This is a genomic window from Amphritea sp. (assembly GCF_050300915.1).
Classification (GTDB): Bacteria; Pseudomonadota; Gammaproteobacteria; order Pseudomonadales; family Balneatricaceae; genus Amphritea.
The window spans coordinates 1-18,193 of sequence record NZ_JBNKYN010000054.1 but is presented as its reverse complement, the minus strand read 5'-3'; the positions used below and the strand labels follow the sequence as shown (position 1 = coordinate 18,193).

At 49.2% G+C, this 18,193-nt stretch carries 12 protein-coding genes; 4 read left to right on the top strand and 8 right to left on the bottom strand.

Going from position 1 to position 18,193, the window contains the following annotated elements; all coding sequences use genetic code 11:
• Positions 1-23 precede the first annotated feature (23 nt).
• On the bottom strand, positions 24-749 hold the full coding sequence (locus ACQY8X_RS14190; protein ID WP_428035795.1) for a GntR family transcriptional regulator: 726 nt from the start codon (positions 747-749) through the stop codon (positions 24-26).
• A gap of 596 nt (positions 750-1,345) precedes the next feature.
• Between ACQY8X_RS14190 and ACQY8X_RS14185 the strand changes: the two genes are divergently transcribed.
• Both ACQY8X_RS14185 and ACQY8X_RS14180 read left to right on the top strand, forming a co-directional pair.
• Positions 1,346-2,386 carry a TRAP transporter substrate-binding protein gene (locus tag ACQY8X_RS14185; protein WP_428035794.1) on the top strand — a complete coding sequence of 347 codons (1,041 nt, stop codon included), beginning with the start codon at positions 1,346-1,348 and terminating at the stop codon, positions 2,384-2,386.
• Between the two features lie 243 nt (positions 2,387-2,629).
• Positions 2,630-4,264, top strand: coding sequence for a methyl-accepting chemotaxis protein (locus tag ACQY8X_RS14180; RefSeq protein ID WP_428035793.1), 1,635 nt, complete (start codon positions 2,630-2,632; stop codon positions 4,262-4,264).
• A 73-nt stretch (positions 4,265-4,337) separates the two neighbouring features.
• Here the strand turns inward: ACQY8X_RS14180 and ACQY8X_RS14175 are convergent, their stop codons facing one another.
• From ACQY8X_RS14175 to ACQY8X_RS14150, 6 genes are all read right to left on the bottom strand, one after another.
• Positions 4,338-5,084, bottom strand: coding sequence for a phosphate/phosphite/phosphonate ABC transporter substrate-binding protein (locus ACQY8X_RS14175; RefSeq protein ID WP_428035792.1), 747 nt, complete (start codon positions 5,082-5,084; stop codon positions 4,338-4,340).
• Between the two features lie 5 nt (positions 5,085-5,089).
• Positions 5,090-5,560 carry a PAS domain-containing protein gene (locus ACQY8X_RS14170; RefSeq protein ID WP_428035791.1) on the bottom strand — a complete coding sequence of 157 codons (471 nt, stop codon included), beginning with the start codon at positions 5,558-5,560 and terminating at the stop codon, positions 5,090-5,092.
• A gap of 78 nt (positions 5,561-5,638) precedes the next feature.
• Positions 5,639-6,001, bottom strand: a complete 363-nt coding sequence (locus ACQY8X_RS14165; RefSeq protein ID WP_428035790.1) for a roadblock/LC7 domain-containing protein — start codon at positions 5,999-6,001, stop codon at positions 5,639-5,641.
• A 56-nt stretch (positions 6,002-6,057) separates the two neighbouring features.
• Positions 6,058-6,693, bottom strand: coding sequence for a hypothetical protein (locus ACQY8X_RS14160; RefSeq protein ID WP_428035789.1), 636 nt, complete (start codon positions 6,691-6,693; stop codon positions 6,058-6,060).
• An 87-nt stretch (positions 6,694-6,780) separates the two neighbouring features.
• On the bottom strand, positions 6,781-8,082 hold the full coding sequence (locus tag ACQY8X_RS14155) for a hypothetical protein (protein WP_428035788.1): 1,302 nt from the start codon (positions 8,080-8,082) through the stop codon (positions 6,781-6,783).
• Positions 8,083-8,117: 35 nt separating this feature from the next.
• Positions 8,118-8,570: a hypothetical protein gene (locus tag ACQY8X_RS14150; RefSeq protein WP_428035787.1), complete on the bottom strand. Its 453-nt coding sequence runs from the start codon at positions 8,568-8,570 to the stop codon at positions 8,118-8,120.
• A 426-nt stretch (positions 8,571-8,996) separates the two neighbouring features.
• Here ACQY8X_RS14150 and acnB point away from each other — a divergent pair, with 426 nt between their 5' ends.
• Positions 8,997-11,591, top strand: a complete 2,595-nt coding sequence (gene acnB / locus ACQY8X_RS14145; RefSeq protein ID WP_428035786.1) for a bifunctional aconitate hydratase 2/2-methylisocitrate dehydratase — start codon at positions 8,997-8,999, stop codon at positions 11,589-11,591.
• A gap of 284 nt (positions 11,592-11,875) precedes the next feature.
• Here the strand turns inward: acnB and ACQY8X_RS14140 are convergent, their stop codons facing one another.
• Complete coding sequence (locus tag ACQY8X_RS14140) at positions 11,876-14,671, bottom strand: bifunctional aconitate hydratase 2/2-methylisocitrate dehydratase (RefSeq protein WP_428035785.1); 2,796 nt, start codon at positions 14,669-14,671, stop codon at positions 11,876-11,878.
• Positions 14,672-15,532: 861 nt separating this feature from the next.
• Between ACQY8X_RS14140 and acnA the strand changes: the two genes are divergently transcribed.
• On the top strand, positions 15,533-18,193 hold a 2,661-nt coding region (gene acnA, locus ACQY8X_RS14135; protein ID WP_428035784.1), incomplete at its 3' end, for an aconitate hydratase AcnA.

The following is an 18,193-nucleotide window of genomic DNA, read 5'->3' as shown; positions in this document are numbered from 1 at the left end:
GCGCTTAAAGGGGAACATCAAGGTTATTCCGCGGGCTGATCAGAACGCAACATTTTGATAGCACCGTTATCGGCACTGCCCACCCGAAAGATATCCGCATAACGCAGTGCTGCGTTTGCGTGTTCACGCATCAGAGCTTCAGCTCTGGCACCCTGCCTGTTGCTGAGCGCATCAAACACTAAGTGATGCTGAACATTGGCAAAGGTCAACCGCAGATATTCCCTGTCCATCGCCGAACTATCAATCGCAATAGAATGCACCGATGCAAAGGGGATATGATCGTTCAGCATAATGGCACTCTTAACAGCACTATTGCCGCAATTTTCGATAATAGTGTTATGAAAGTTCATATTGAGATCATGGAATACCACCACATCTTCTTCATCAATTGAACCCTGGGCAAACAACTCATCACCTTTATCAAGACATTGCTTAAGGGTATCCCGCACTGCATCGGTCATTCCACCTTCAGCCAATAAACGTGCGGCCATCCCCTCTAACACCCCCCGAACATCCACGGCATTTCTAATCTCTTGTGTGCTGATCTCCCGTACCGCATAACCCCGGGCCCCCACTGTTTGTAACAGCCCCTCCTGAGCCAGCAACTTCAGCGCAACACGGATAGGCGTACGTGACACACCTAAGCGTTCAGCCAGAGACTCTTCGCGTAGTCGCTCACCTGCCGCCAGGTCTCCGTTAACAATCATCTGCCGTAACGATAAAATTACTCGCTGACCCTGCTTACTCATCAAGACTCCTGCTAACCGTTGTTTCTCATACCGCACATACCCAAGACCCGGACAAAAGCGGATAAATCACGTTATCTGAGCACATCACAACTTGGATACAAAACCAAAAACTTACACCATAAACAAAAAATCAATAGATATATATTCTATTGTTTTATATATACTTTTGCTTAAAACAAAGCTGTATTAAATTTAGCACAAACAAAAAAACTTTACATTTTTGAATCCAATAACCTATATTCGTAACACGATTGATAGCGCTACTAAGACCTTGAGCTCTATCGCAAGATCAGCGATAACAGAATCAGGCAACGCTTTTTAATAGTGTTCATAGTAACATTTTTTACTGTTTGAACACTGAGTATCGCTATCGGCACAGCCTCGGGAGTAACCAATAAGGCTTGCCCTCTGGCGCATATCAACAGAGCCTAATCGCTAAAGAAACCTGAAAACCTATATACCTTATAAAAATAAACATATAGCAGACCAAAATACCCGATAACAATCCCATAGAACCTTCTCCTGATCATGCAGGAAAACCTTAACGTTATCGGCAAACAGTCTGCGCATCATGAAGATGATGTATAGGAGATACAATGTCTAAACTGCTGACCCGAATCACTGCCGCAAGCCTCATCTCTGCATCCCTTGTCGCTTTAGCTCCGCTATCCTCAGCCCAGGCCGCAGAATTCACTATTCGACTGGGGCATCTGTGGCCCGCCGTTGCCGGTCCTCACAAAAACCTGATTCAGCCCTGGGCTGATAAAATTGAAGCAGAATCGGGAGGCAGAATAGCGGTAGAAGTATACCCATCAGGCACCCTGGCTAAACCGCCAGCCCAGTATGACGCTGTCAAAAGTGGGATCATGGATGCTACGGCAACGGTTCAGGGCTATTCGGCTAACCGTTTCCCTCTCACACAGATTGTCGAACTGCCCGGGGTAGCCAAAAACGCAGTCAATGGTTCCTGTATACTGCAGAGCCTGCTGGACGAGAATCTGATTTCGTCTGAATATGAAGATACTAAACCGATCTTCCTTTACACCCATGGACCCGGCCTACTCCATACCAAAGATAAGTTGATTAAAGTGCCGTCAGACTTGTCTGCCTTGCGTATCCGTCGCCCGACCACCGTTGTTGCCGAACTTCTGACCGAGTTAAACGCTCAACCTGTGGGGATGCCTGCGCCAGGCTCATACCCGGCTATGCAAAGAGGCGTCATTGATGGCGTAGCCTTTCCCTGGGAGGCAATGGCCTCATTCCGCTTGAATGAACTTGCCAATACCCATACTGAAGTAGGCGGACTGTATACTTTGTCCTTTATTGTAACGATGAACAAAAACACCTATAACGCGTTGCCTGCAGACCTGCAGGCGGTCATCGATAACAACTCCGGACTGGAATGGGCAGAAAAAGCCGGCAAAGTGTTTGACGCACTTGATGATGTCGGCAAGCAACAGGCAATAGACGCGGGTCATACCATTTACACCATTGAGGGAGGGGTCAACAACCCCGACTGGAAACCTCTTCTGGATAAAGCATCCTCAACCTACATCGATGCACTCGAAAAAAATGGACTACCCGCAAAACAGATATATCAGCGAGCAAAAACGCTGTCAGAAAGCTGCCCTTCCTGAACTTCTCAGCCTCGGAACCTCGCGGGTTCTGAGGCTTTGCCCCTCTCCTGCGGTTATTCAATACACTGGTGATAATGCAGCGCATATTAGCCAGCCGGTTACAACGCCAATATGCCCCCCCTGCACGACACCAACAATCGCATTTGTCATTCTGGGATGTATAGGCGTTGATTTATATCAACTGCGCGCTAATCTGGTCACAAGTGAATAAAAATAAACACCACCCGTCAGGTTGAGGAAATTATGCAGTCCAACCCATTTCAGAGTATACGATTTAAACTTTCTATAGCGATGGTAATGCTGACACTGGCGATACTCATCGTCGCAGCATCAGGCAAGGTTTTGACTGATGATCTGAAATCGGGTGTAAACACCTTTGGTCAAAACTACCTCCCGGCAATTTCCAGCATTTTGAATGCCGACAGAGACCTGTATCAGGCCCGTGAGGCTGAACTGGAGTATCTGCTAGGCAAAACCAACGATGAAACGCTTAACAACTTCAATGAGAATGCCCAGCAAGCTCTTGACCGGATGAACAAATATAAACAGCTGATGGCAGATTATCCTGAAATCGTTAAAAAGCTGGACACTTTTGATAGCCGTTTCAATGACTGGAAGAGTAAGGCCGACAAGGTGCTTGCACTACAAAAAGCAGGCAATAGTGATGCCGCCCACGCATTAAGTGATGGCGACGCGCTAGCCGCATTTAAAAAGCTGCGCGATCTGTACAACCTCGCCGGAGAAGAGCTTGATGCGCAATCCCTGCGGGAGCGGGACCGGCTGGCTCAGCAGATCTCGCAAGTATCCTTTGGACTGGGCATATTCATCTTTATAGTGCTAATCACTGCCGGGGGGCTGACCTATTTCATCCCTAAGTTACTGGTCACAAATATTCGCCGCCTGACAGGAAACATTGAAGATATAAGCCAGGGTGATGGCGACCTGACTCTGCGAATCAACTCAGATCGAAAAGACGAACTGGGTGAGTTAGCCAGTGCTTTTGACACCTTTGTCAGCAATCTTGAAGCGCTGATCTCTGATATTCGTCACCAGGCTGAGGCAATGAACAGCAACTCAACGCAACTGGAGCAATCTGCAGACAGCAGCATGACAATCGTTAATGAGCAGAGCCAGGGGGTTGAAATGATTGCTACCGCTGTTGAAGAGTTCAGCACAGCCATTCGTGATGTCGCTGAAAATGCTCAGAACACAGCGTCCGAAACAGCCAAAACAGTGGATATTTCCCACCGGGGTAAAGAGATTATTAACAATTCAGTTATCCAGTTCCAAGACCTCAGCCGCTCGGTTGCGCACTCTGAACAGGTTATTTCTGACCTTGCTAAAGAATCAGACAATATTGCCTCTGTGCTCGACGTGATTCGGGGAATTGCAGACCAGACAAACCTGCTCGCGTTAAACGCCGCTATCGAAGCCGCCCGGGCGGGTGATCATGGTCGGGGGTTTGCAGTGGTATCCGATGAGGTTCGCTCACTTGCGAGCAAGACCCAGGCCTCCACTGAAGAGATTCAGACGATGATCGAGAAACTGCAATCGGGCGTAAATCAGGCTGTCAGCTCGATCCGTGAAGGCTCAGAACAGGTAAGCTCTTCTGTTAATCTGGTTGAGAGCACTCAGGCGCTTCTGAGCGACATAGAGACATCAGCGACACTGGTGAATGACATGGCTATCCAGATCGCCTCAGCCACAGAAGAACAAAGCCTGGTCACCGATGAAATCAACCGTAACCTGACTCAGCTAAATGATCAGAACCGGGTCTCCAGTGGACTAACACAGGAAACCCAGACGATCGCTATCTCATTCAAGCAAGTAGCCAGTGAGCTGTACAGCAAGATGAAACGCTTCAAAGTTAGCAATTAACCGATACCGAAATATAAAAAACGCCTCGAAAGAGGCGTTTTTTTGTGTTTCTTAAAGCGGTCTGCTAATTCACTTATTCAATAAGAGTGTCTATCAGGTCGATCATAAACTCAGTTTGCTCTGAGTCCATAGGCTCCCAGTGTTCGATATCCATGCTCTCGAGTACACCTTTACCCTTCTCATCATCTTGCATTGTCAGCAATGCCGCCTGAATCGCTGGGATATGCTCAGCCATCCTCGGCCCGACCAACAGGCTGTGATGCACCACACTGATCTCACTGCTGACTAAAACCCGCATTTTAGAACGGATCAACTCAGACAGCTCATCATAGGCCTCTTTAAGGAAGAAACCGGCATCGGCATCACCATTTAACAGATTTTTAGCCACCACAACATAGCTGCTGTGCTGTTTAATATCCGTATTGCTTTTATCCAGATCAGCGGACTCCAGCATGATCATGCCCATGGTATGAACATCGGGATCATCCGTTGTCGCTATTCTGCTTCCCACTGCAAGATCTTCAACTGTTTGAAAAGAAGACTCAGCATTAACGGCAATAACCGTTTCATCAGGTTTACTGGCAGGACGCGCAATGGCTTGAAACCCCATATCCCTCACAAGCATTGAAGCATCGTATGGGTTCGCGTAAATCATATCAAACTTATCAGCACGAATATCGTTACGCTGTGCATCAAAATTATCGTACAGTTCAAGATGAATACCGATATCCAGCTTACGCTGCAGCCAGGTATTGAAAAAGTACCAGCCTGAGATATGATCCGGTGCGAAGTCAGGGCTGACCGTGAGATTAAATGTCATCGCCATCACTCCTCAGCCATCAATGTTTTATAGAGTGCTTCACTCTCTTCTATCTTACTGCGCGAAGGTTTTCGCCTCACTGAGGTATAACCGACCAGCTGCCCATTACGAATATTTGGAATAACCGTTGCCTTAACCCAGTAATAGGCGCCGTCTTTACGCAAATTTTTCACATAGCCATGCCATTTTGTGCCCTGTTCAATCGTATCCCACAGGCCTTTAAAAGCAATCGCGGGCATATCAGGGTGACGTAAAATATAATGGTTTGTGCCGATAAGCTCTTCTTCGCTGTACCCAGACATATCTATAAATGATTGATTCGCATGGGTGATTATACCTTGCGGATCAGTACGGGACACGATCAGCTTGCCATCTGGATAGGGAACCTCCCGATCAACAATCTCCGCCGTGCGTTTCGTACCATCAAAATACGTTATTTCAACAGTACGTACTTCTAATGTGTCTTGCTCAGACATACTTACAGCCTTCTTCGCTCAGGCACTGCAAATCATCCGTGACAGCAGTTTTCCTTAATCAGTGCCGGATGTTAACGATTAAAGGATCTTACCGATCGCCTCTGCCGCACGCTTAACGTCAAGGAATATAAGTCCCAAACGTGCATTTGGCTTGGCAACAACAGTTAGTACTGAGTCTTGGTTTGCATGGGTCATCAGGATATACCCCTCATCCCCTTTAACCAGAACCTGTTCAAGATCACCCCGGGCAAGCTCTTTTGATGTGCGCTCTCCCAAGGACAACATTGCAGCACTCATAGCACCAACGCGGTCTTCATCCATACTTGATGGCAGCAGCGCCGCAATCATCAGACCATCTGTAGAGATAACTGCAGAGGCTTCGATATCAGCTGATGTGCCGTTGAGATCACTCAAAATTGAGGTAAGCATCTCAGAACGCATAGAACACTCCTTCCATAAATCCTCCCTTCATGGGAGATCAGTAAATCTTAATAAAATTAATAATCGAGATAACGCCGGGCCAGGCTTGCCAGAATTTCAGCAAACGCTTGCTGATTCAGCTTAGGCATATCAGAGATCACCAATGTAAAACGTTGATGACCAATATAAATCACCCAACAACCAACCTGACTTTGACCTGCGGCATTCATAATACCCCAGGAGTCTCCGGCAACACCCAGATCACTGGTTAAAATATGTTTATGACGCTCCTGCAGTGATAACAGATCGGCTGCAAGTGCCGCCAGTGTTTCAGACTGCTCAACAGAGTAGCCTGTTGAAGAAAGACAGAAACCCTGATCATCCGCTAACAGTGCTCTGCCACTGTCAGATATCTGCCTGAGCAGGTCAGGCAGAATATCTTCCAGAGGACCCCGTTTAATTTCAGGCGGGGTTTCGGACAGTGCAACAAAGCCCCGATCCAACAGCTGCTGAAACAGCCCCATTGCCTGAACCTCATCCAGATCTGCCAGTTCAGCAACCAGCTCCAGCGAGTATAGAAGCTCAAAATCCGTTGATAGTAACTGCAACAACATCGCCCGCGCATCATCAGGAGCAGAATTCAATGTTGCGAAATATGCTCCGCTAGGGGTGATAGCGATATAACGAATGGAGTCCTGATTATAATCTCCCACCAAAATATCTCCGGCTACTTTTATAAGTTACTTAATCCTTTATTGCCACACTTGGCTGACAACTAAAAAGGGCCACTGCTGCCACTACTACTTAAATGCCCCCAGGGCATAAGCGGCAGTCATAAATGAAAACACATAACGCTGATGAATCTTCAAAACTTTAACGACTTCCAGAGCAGACAGACTATGCCGACTCCACAAGCTATTGATAGTGGTTGCATGGGGAATGGCCAGCAATCGATCAAAATCCAGGCGCTGAACCAGACGGTGAGGCTTCTCAGGATCAATAACCCGATTAAGCCGACCTTTAGAGGTCCAGAGCGCCAGTTTCCAGATCAATTCATCACTATCGACGACAGACACCTTTGATCCGGCAACACTGGGACGATCGAGATCCAGGTCGGGGCGCACATTGAGAGTCAGCTCCTGATAGCCAAACCGGGTCAGCGCGAGAGGTATCAGCAGGTCTTCACTGAAATCAAAAAGAAATTTCTTATGCTCTGGCAAATATGCCAGCGTGCCGGGCAATCCGTTGATCTCAACAGGCACTTGCTGCGCTTTGCCCTCAACAATCACCTCTTGCAAAATAGCCATCAGAGTCGAGTCCTCTTTAAAGAAAACCCGGCGCCGTTGATCCGGCTCATACATGTTCACATCAGGAGCATTGCCACAACATTCATAAACCATCTGATAAGAAAGGCGGGCCTTAACATCCTGCGGTTTCTTTTCTGCCGCTTTTCTTTCAACGGGAGCTATTGCCGGGGCAGCGGGAGCTGCTGCAGACGGCTCTGTCTGCGCAGGCTGATTAGGGGTGGCCGCCGCTTCAAAACTGACAACCTCGTCACCCTCAGCCGTTGGCGCGGCGGACGTACTCTGATCAAGCTGAAAACGCTGACGCACCTGAGAGGAACTCAGGTCCCGGTCTGAAGTAATGGTTTTATAGTCCGCCATAGCCTGGCGACCTGACGCAAGGCGCTTCTGATATTCCTGAAACGCTTTCTCACCTTCATTACTAACGTTGACAGATAGATCCTGAGCGGTTTCGCCCGGGACAAAATTATCCACGGCCTGCTTAATCGCTTTAATAAGGCGTTTGCCTTCCAGAGGCTTACGCAGCGTTTCAAAACCAGGAAATTGATTTTCAGTAGCGGTCACAGCAATAATTGGGCGGCTTTCCCGGTACTGCTCGATCACGGGCTTGACTGCCGGGTGTTCCATATCAATGATAAGTACATCTGCATGTTCTGTCGCTACAAGACTGTAGAGTTTCTGGTGCTGCATAAAGAACAGATCAATCGCTGTTTTCGATTGCAACTCAAAGCCGATGACTCCCAGCTTGATGACGTTGCTAGCTGCACGCTTATTCAGTTTGATATGAGATACCCCCACGACTTCATCCACTCCGTTGTAGCGAGAAAATTTTATTAATGCAGTGAAAAGTTACCGTTGCACAGCACTGACTTCTGCTTACTTAACTGCAACAGTCTGGAATTATCGCCATCGCTAAGGATTGCTTTAAACAGCTCCAGCTCCTCTTCTCTTAACATTCCAGCGCCCTGTTCCAGGAGTCTTTTACGTAACGCCAGCCCCCGACCATCAAGGGTCAGATAAAGATCAAACAGCGCTCCGGTTAACTCTGCTTCGTCATGGCAAAGGATAGAGAGGTAAACTCTCTGCACCTGACTACGCAAATTAGTTGGCCTGGAAGCTACTAACCGACTGAAATGATGAAGCAATACAGACTTGTGTGGCCCATCATAGATTAGCTCCTTACCCTCTAAAGCGGTAAAAAGAGTCTCGATATTCAGAGCATTAAGCCCCTCAAGTTCAGCGTTCAGCTCCCATCCGGAAACTGCAGCCCAAATTGGTGAATTCACAAGCCCGCCCTCGACTACATTAGATTTTTAAGTCCGGTATTTTAAAACCACTCAACCGGATTAACTAGTAACTAACGTTAATATAAAAACGTGCGGTTGGGTAATATTGACTACACATTTTAGTGACCTAAAATGCATCATACATAAATACCTGATGCTTTCCTTACTCACAAGAGGTAATGTTGATCTATATCACATAGATCCAAGCCGCTAAATTAACTATAAATACATTAGTTTAGACAAACAACCAATCATCCTAAACCGAAAGCATTAGCGGGAAAACCTCCTACAATTCGTTAAATTTAGTGTGTTTTTTATGCTAAAACTCACGCACCAGCTCAATAGCAGAGTCTAAGATTTCCGACCGACTGTCAGACCGTCTCATACCAGTATTGTCTGACAAAGATAACAGATGAGGGGTATATCGTGCTTGAAGCTTACCGTAAACATGTAGAAGAACGTGCTCAACAAGGCGTGCCGGCGAAACCACTGGATGCTGATCAGACAGCAGCCCTGATTGAATTACTCAAAAACCCACCTGCGGGTGAAGAAACATGTATCCTGGACCTGCTGGAAAACCGCATACCGGCGGGTGTTGACCAGGCGGCCTATGTTAAAGCCGGATTCCTGGCGGCCATCGCCAAAGGCGAAGCAGAATCGCCACTTATAGACAAAATTAAAGCTGTCAAACTGCTGGGCACAATGCTCGGAGGCTACAATATCCAGCCACTGATCGCAGCGCTGGATGAAGATGATCTGGCGCCGACGGCCGTCAAGGCATTGTCCCATACACTGCTGATGTTTGACGCATTCCATGATGTAAAAGATAAAGCGGACGCGGGCAACACGTTCGCTAAAGAGGTTCTGGAGTCCTGGGCGGCTGGCGAATGGTTCACCTCTAAGCCTGAGTTGCCTGAGAAGATCACCGTCACCGTATTCAAAGTACCCGGTGAAACAAATACCGACGATCTCTCCCCTGCTCCCGACGCCTTCACCCGACCCGATATCCCATTGCACGCCAATGCAATGCTGAAGATGGAGCGTGAAGGGATTGAACCGGTTCAGCCAGGTTCTGTTGGTCCGCTGCAGCAGATTGAAGCAGTAAAAGCAAAGGGCTACCCGGTTGCCTACGTAGGTGACGTCGTGGGTACCGGCTCTTCGCGTAAGTCTGCCACGAACTCTGTCCTGTGGTTCTTCGGCGATGACATTCCACACGTACCCAACAAGCGTGCAGGCGGTTTCTGTTTCGGCAACAAGATTGCTCCTATTTTCTTCAACACGATGGAAGATGCCGGCGCCCTGCCAATCGAAATGGATGTCGAAAAAATGAACATGGGTGACGTGATTGACGTTTACCCATATGAAGGTGTTGCCAGGAATGCTGAAACCGGCGAACAGCTTTGCGAGTTCAGCCTCAAGACTCCGGTAATACTGGATGAGGTTCGCGCAGGCGGACGCATCCCGCTGATCATCGGTCGAGGTCTGACAGAGCGCGCCCGTGAAGCACTGGGTCTCGGCCCTGTTGATCTGTTCCGTAAACCTGAACAGCCTGCCGATACCGGCAAAGGGTTCTCCCTGGCGCAGAAGATGGTGGGTAAAGCCTGTGGCGTGGAAGGTGTACGTCCGGGCACATACTGTGAACCTAAGATGACCACGGTAGGCTCCCAGGACACCACTGGTCCGATGACCCGTGATGAACTGAAAGACCTGGCTTGCCTGGGCTTCTCTGCCGACCTGACAATGCAGTCTTTCTGTCACACTGCGGCTTATCCTAAGCCAGTAGACGTTCAGACTCACCACACTCTGCCAGACTTCATCATGAACCGCGGCGGTGTATCCCTGCGCCCTGGTGACGGCGTCATCCACTCCTGGCTGAACCGTATGCTGCTGCCTGATACTGTGGGTACTGGCGGTGACTCTCACACCCGCTTCCCAATCGGCATCTCCTTCCCGGCAGGCTCGGGTCTGGTGGCATTCGCCGCCGCGACAGGTGTTATGCCGCTGGATATGCCTGAGTCTGTACTGGTTCGTTTTAAGGGCGACAAGCTTCAGCCAGGTATCACCCTGCGTGACCTGGTAAATGCTATTCCTTACTACGCCATCAAGCAGGGCCTGCTGACAGTCGCTAAAGCCGGGAAGAAGAATATCTTCTCCGGCCGCATTCTTGAAATTGAAGGTCTGCCCGACCTGAAAGTTGAGCAGGCATTTGAACTGTCTGATTCTGCGGCTGAACGCTCGGCTGCTGCATGCTCCATCAAGCTGAACGAAGATCCCATCAAAGAGTACCTGAACTCTAACATTACCATGCTGAAGTGGATGATCGCTGAAGGCTATGGCGACCCTCGCACTATCGAGCGTCGCATCAAGGGTATGGAGGAGTGGCTGGCTAATCCGCAGCTGCTGGAAGGCGATGCAGATGCCGATTATGCAGCCGTTATCGAGATTGATCTGGCTGACGTTAAAGAGCCTATTCTGGCCTGCCCTAACGATCCGGATGACGTTAAACTGCTGTCTGAAGTGGCGGGTACTCACATCGATGAAGTATTTATCGGTTCCTGTATGACCAACATCGGTCACTTCCGTGCTGCTGGTAAGCTGCTGGAAGCGTCTGGCGCGTCGATTCCTACCCGTATGTGGATCGCGCCCCCTACCAAGATGGATGCGGCTCAGCTCACTGAAGAGGGTTACTACAACATCTTCGGTAAGGCCGGCGCTCGTATCGAGATGCCCGGCTGTTCACTCTGTATGGGTAACCAGGCACGTGTCGCTGACAAGTCCACCGTTGTGTCTACTTCTACCCGTAACTTCCCTAACCGCTTAGGTACAGGAGCTAACGTATACCTGTCCTCTGCAGAGCTAGCGGCGGTGGCGGCACTACTGGGTAAGATCCCGACTGTTGAGGAGTATATGGATTACGCGACGAAGATCGACAGCATGTCTGCCGATGTTTACCGTTACCTGAACTTCGATCAGATCGACTCTTATATCGACAAAGCATCTAACGTGATCGCCACGGCATAATCGTTAGATAACCCGATAAGACCACTAATGTTTACTTAAGCATTTGAGCGATAGAAGGGTTTAACAAAAAATCCGATGTTGATATCAGCATCGGTTTTTTTTTGCTTCATCGCGCTTTATCAGCAAAAGATGCCAGCATGTTTAAGATGCTGTGAAGCGATAAGGACAAAAATCCTTATAAATAGCGTTTCTCCATGCATTCTGAGGTCAGAATGAAAACCAAACCGCAAACATAAAAAAAGCCCTGAAGAATCAGGGCTTTTTGTTAGTCACATGATGAGTGATTAGAGACGCACAGCCGGGATAGCGGTATGCGCTACGCTCAGATCCTGACTCGGTGGCACGAAAGAGGTCAGGTTGATACCATCAACGGCTTCTTTGTACTCTTCCAGAGTCGGGAAGCGACCCAGGATAGTAGACAGAACAACCATTGGCGTTGAACCCAGCAGAGACTCACCTTTCTTCTCAGAACTATCTTCTACAACACGGCCCTGGAAAAGACGGGTAGAAGTGGCCAGCACAGTGTCACCAGGCGCTGCTTTTTCCTGGTTACCCATACACAGGTTACATCCAGGACGCTCTAAGTAGAGAATGTTTTCATACTGAGTACGTGCTTTCTCTTTTGGATGCTCATCATCAAAAGTGAAGCCAGCGTATTTCGAGAGAACCTCCCAGTCACCTTCTGCTTTCAGCTCATCAACGATGTTGTACGTTGGTGGAGCAACAACCAGTGGCGCGTTAAAGGTGATCGGACCTTTCTTCTCCAGGTTACGCAACATCGCAGCGATGATCTGCATATCGCCTTTGTGAACCATACAGGAACCAATGAAGCCCAGATCTACCTTACGGCCATCATAGTAAGAAGCCGGACGGATCACGTCATGGGTGTAACGCTTGGAGATATCTTCGTTGTTTACATCTGGGTCAGCAATCATTGGCTCATCGATTGCGTCCAGATCAACAACCAGCTCAGCGTAGTACTTAGCGTTATCGTCTGGAGCCAGAGCAGGTGCTTCGCCAGATTTAACTTCCGCGATACGCTTGTCAGCCAGGTCGATCAGGCCCTGCAGCATGCCTGCTGCGTTATCCATACCTTTGTCGATCATGATCTGGATACGGGACTTAGCCAGTTCCAGAGACTTAATCAGGGTTTCGTCAGTGGAGATACAGATAGACGCTTTCGCTTTCATCTCTGCAGTCCAGTCAGTGAACGTGAACGCCTGGTCAGCCAGCAGAGTACCGATCTGTACTTCAATGACACGACCCTGGAATACGTTTTCACCACCGAACTTCTTCAGCATCTGCGCCTGAGTGGCGTGTACGATGTCACGGAAGTCCATGTGAGGCTTCATAGAGCCTTTGAAGGTTACCTTCACAGACTCAGGGATTGGCATAGCAGACTCACCTGTCGCCAGTGCGATAGCAACAGTACCGGAGTCAGCACCGAAGGCGATACCTTTAGACATACGGGTGTGAGAATCACCACCAATGATGATTGCCCGGTCGTCAACGGTAATGTCATTCAGTACTTTGTGAATAACGTCAGTCATTGAGTGGTAAACGCCTTTCGGGTCACGTGCAGTAATTACACCGAATGCGTTCATGAAGGCCATCAGCTTAGGCGTGTTGGCTTTAGCTTTGTTATCCCATACAGATGCGGTGTGACAACCAGACTGGAAGGCACCATCAACACTTGGAGAGATAGTAGAAGCAGCCATCGCTTCCAGTTCCTGACAAGTCATAGGACCTGTAGTGTCCTGAGAACCGACGATGTTCACTTTCACGCGAACGTCAGAACCTGAGTGCAGAGGCGTCTTAGAAGTAACACCAACAGCATTACGGTTAAAGATTTTCTCAACCGCAGTCAGGCCCTGGCCTTCGATAGAGATCTCTTTAGATGGCGCGTAAACAGCTGGCGCTTCAACACCCAGCGTTTCAGCAGCGAACGTTTGCAGTTTCTTACCGAAGGTTACCGCGTACGAACCACCCGCTTTCATGAATTCAACTTTTTGCGGTGTGAAAGCGTCAGCTACGTCAACCAGTTCCTGGTCGCCGTTGTAGAGTTTCTTCGCTTTAGTATCGATGGTCAGAACCGTACCCGTTGCAACAGAGTATGCTTCTTCCAGTACCGGATCACCGTTTTCGTCACGAACAACTTCGCCGTTTGCGTCAGTTTTCTTAACCCAGTTTTTCAGGTCCAGACCGATACCGCCGGTTACACCCACAGTGGTCAGGAAGATAGGCGCGATGCCGTTAGTACCTGCAACCACCGGACGGTTGTTGATGAATGGGATGTATGGAGAGGTTTTTTCACCGGCCCACAGCGCCACGTTGTTAACACCGGACATACGGGAAGAACCTACCCCCATGGTGCCTTTTTCAGCAATCATCATCACTTTGGCGTCAGGGTGCTGTTTACCCAGCTCAACGATCTCCTGCTGAGCTTGTGGTGAGATCATGCACAGGCCATGCAGTTCGCGGTCAGCACGGGAGTGAGACTGATTACCCGGAGAGAGTAAGTCAGTGGAGATATCACCCTCAGCAGCAATGTAGGTAACCACTTTGATCTTCTCTGGAATATCATCCAGCTTGGTGAAGAACTCAGCTTTTGAGTAGCTTTCCAGGATATCTTTAGCGATCGCATTGCCCGCTTTGTAAGCATCAGCCAAACGAGCAGTATCAGCCTCGTACAGGAATACCTGAGACTTCAGTACTTCGCCAGCCGCTTTAGCCTGAGCATCGTCAGACAGTGCAATGTCCAGCAGCGCTTCAACAGAGGGACCGCCCTTCATGTGAGATAGCTGCTCAAGCGCAGACTCAGGAGAGATTTCGGCAACCGTTTCTTTACCCAGAGCGATATCTTTGAGGAAAGCCGCTTTGACAACAGCCGCAGGAGTCGTACCAGGCAGCGTGTTATAGATGAAGAAGTTCAAAGATGCTTCGCGATGCTCATTACCAGTGTCTTTAATCTGGGCAATGATTTCAGACAGTAGCTCAGCGCTATCAATCGGTTTGGGATTCAGGCCAAGGTCCTTTTTACGAACCTCTATTTCTTCTAGGTAGTCAGAATAGTAACTCATAGCGTAAAGCGTCTCGTCTCAGTTAATTCTAAGTATGAATCTGTTGCAGATTATAAGGAAAAAGTAACAAACAGCTCAATGAAAACAATTTAAATTCAGCTTATAGTCGATATAAATAAAATAAATACCATCAAAATCAACGTGTTCCAGGGGGGTATACATTGGTTGTAGGTATACATGTTTCACATGCATAACGGGACAACTCGTTTGCAGAAAAATAAAAATCATTCAGTAAGGGGCTTAATTCTCTGGGCTGGCCAGGGAGAGTCAAGCGCTGGTTTATGACACCGCAGGTTGACTGCCGCTCGCGCCTACTGTGCTTTAATCGACCAGTCAGACTGGCCAGAACCCTGCCTGGTTTCTGATCAACTCAAGAGGATACAGAACCTGCATGCTGTAACCTGTTGGGCATAGCGGTACCATAAATACTGAAAGTTTACTGAGATCAGCATCCATCCACCCGCGTCTCTGACGGATTTAAATCTATCCTCCTTATGGCTTCGCGGTGCTTGTTCAACCCCTGATCTCTGATCCGTTCAGTTAAGTAGCACTACAGCCATTCTGCGCTGCATTAACCCATCCATGCCTGTCAAAAATGCTCAAAAAACACCTGTCTGTACTAGCAAATAGTCGTAGATTGTATGTAATTCATGCATAAATACCGCCAAAAGTCTTGATTTAAGACTTTCATCAGCTAATATTGTCGACAATTTAAACAAGACAACAATTTATGTTGCAGGTAATAGCGGTTCGTTTGACGGCTGAATCTATAGCTAACAAGACGATCGGGCTACTCCAACTTTGACCGGAAGCTCGTGCGTTACAGGTTCAGAAACGTCCCATCTGCGTGAGGTATAAAATATGACAAGCCCTATCGATTTTGATCCAGCCCGTTCCATAAAAACACTCCCCGGAACAGCACACCGCTACCACAGCCTTCCAGATACTGCGGCACTCTTTGGCATAAACCTTGATGAACTCCCCTTCTCTCTTCGCCCTATTCTGGAAGGTATCGCCCGAAATGTTGGCCAGAACGGCGTAACCGCTGAACAGGTTCAGGCACTTGGACGCTGGACAGAGCATCAGGGCACACAGCCGATTGAAATTCCTTTCACAGCTGGCCGCGTCATTATGCACGACCTCAGTGGCACCCCCGCCATTGTCGATTTTGCGGCTATGCGCTCAGCAGTGCAGCGCATGGGCATGGACCCGGCTATAATTGAGCCTCTGGTGCGCGCAGATCTGGTTATCGATCACTCGGTGACAATGGACAACACAGGCAGCCCCGCTTCTCTGAGAATTAATGGCGAACTGGAGGCGGCCAGAAACAGAGAGCGTTATGCCTTTTTGAAATGGGGCGCGCAGGCATTTAAAACCATCAGAATCATCCCCCCGCAAACCGGTATTGTTCATCAGGTTAACCTGGAATATCTGGCACAGGGCTATCTCAACATTAATGAGCTGATGGTCCCGGATACCCTTATTGGTATGGACAGCCATACGCCAATGGCGAACGCTTTAGGTATTGTGGGCTGGGGGGTTGGCGGTATTGAAGCCGGTGCTTCCATGCTGGGGCAGCCGATGCAGATGCTGGCACCCGAAGTGGTCGGTGTTGAGCTCACTGGCGCATTAAGAGAGGGTGTCACCGCAACAGACCTGGTACTGACGATCACGGAGATGTTGAGAAACTATCCGGGCGGTGTCGTAGGTAAATTTGTTGAATACATCGGCGAGGGGTGTGCCAACCTGTCCCTGCCTGACCGGGCTACCATCGCCAATATGTCACCTGAATATGGTGCAACCATGGGCTTCTTCCCATTTGACGAAATCTCCGCCGGGTACCTGAAAGCAACCGGCAGGGATGGAGACCTGCCGCTGGCGTTTTATAAAGCACAAAATATGGCCTGGACGCCAGGTCAGCCGCTGCCACGCTACACTGATCTTCTGCAGCTTGATCTGGCCACGGTTGAACCCTCTGTGGCAGGCCCTAAAAGGCCTCAGGACAGGCTGCCACTGGCTGAGCTTGGCAATGTCTTCCGAAAAGCGGCCGCCGAAGGAGATCGCAATCCCGAAGTTGTTACTGTAACGCCAATGAAAGCAGACGATGCAGGTATTTTCGCGCCGCTGCCTGAAAGAGAGTTAAAAGACGGCGATATCGTGATTGCAGCGATTACAGCCTGCACCAATACCTCCAACCCCGGTTTATTGATTGCAGCGGGCCTGCTTGCTAAGAAAGCGAATGAGCTGGGAATGAAAGTGCCTGATGGCGTTAAAACATCTCTGGCACCAGGGTCACCGGTTGCTACCGACTTTTTAACCAAGGCGGGACTACAACAGCATCTGGATGCACTGGGTTTTAATACTGCCGGTTATGGCTGTACAACCTGCGTGGGTAATTCCGGCCCTCTGGCCCCGAGCATCGAAGCCGCCTTGCAAAATCACGATATTATCGCAGCGTCGGTTTTATCCGGTAACCGGAACTTTGAAGGCCGTGTGCATCCGGATGTTGATACCAACTTCCTCATGTCACCACCGTTGGTGGTTGCCATGGCCATTGCCGGTAACGTCAATATTGATGTCACCACTCAGCCCATTGGTCAGGATGCCAGCGGCAACGATGTTTTCCTTAAAGATATCTGGCCGAGCAATGCTGAAATCACTCAGACCATGCAAGAGTGTATGGATCCAAAAGCCTTCAGGGAGACCTATGAGAACTCCCTCGACGGCCCTGAAACCTGGCAGAACCTCGCATCGCCAACCGGCCCCGTGTATGACTGGGATCCAGATTCAACCTACATTCAGGAGATCTCGTTCTTCGACGGTTTTTCACTGGAAACACCAAAAGATGCATTAGACAATATCGCCGGGGCGCGTATGCTGGTGATGTGTGATGACAACACCACCACTGACCATATTTCACCGGTCAGCCGTATACGTCCAGACTCCCCTCCTGGCGAATACCTGATCTCACAAGGCGTTGCAGTGGATGATCTGACATCGCTTGGGGCGCGCCGGGGCAACCACCACGTGATGCTACGCAGTATTTTTGGCAATGGTAAAGCCAGAAACCTGATGCTGCCAGGCACCACCGGCGCGGTTACAAGCTATCACCCGTCTGCAGGCGAACCTGCACAGATGTCTATTTACGATGCCGCTGCGCGTTACCGTGAAGAAGGCACCTCCACCGTTGTCTTTGGCGGCAAGCTTTATGGCACCGGATCGTCACGGGACTGGGCCGCCAAAGGCCCCGCCCTGCTGGGTGTCAGAGCGATTATTGCTGAAAGCTTTGAGCGTATTCACAAATCCAATCTGGTGGGAATGGGGGTTCTACCGCTGCAATTGCCGCAAAGAGTTACACGAGCCTCTCTCAATCTGGATGGCTCAGAAACCTTTGATCTGAATGGTATTGATACACTTGAGCCCAGAGGCTCTGTAGAACTGACTATTCACCGGGCGGATGGCTCATCTCAGCAACTGGAGCTGCTGTCGCGTATCGACACCTCATCCGAGCTGGATCAGATA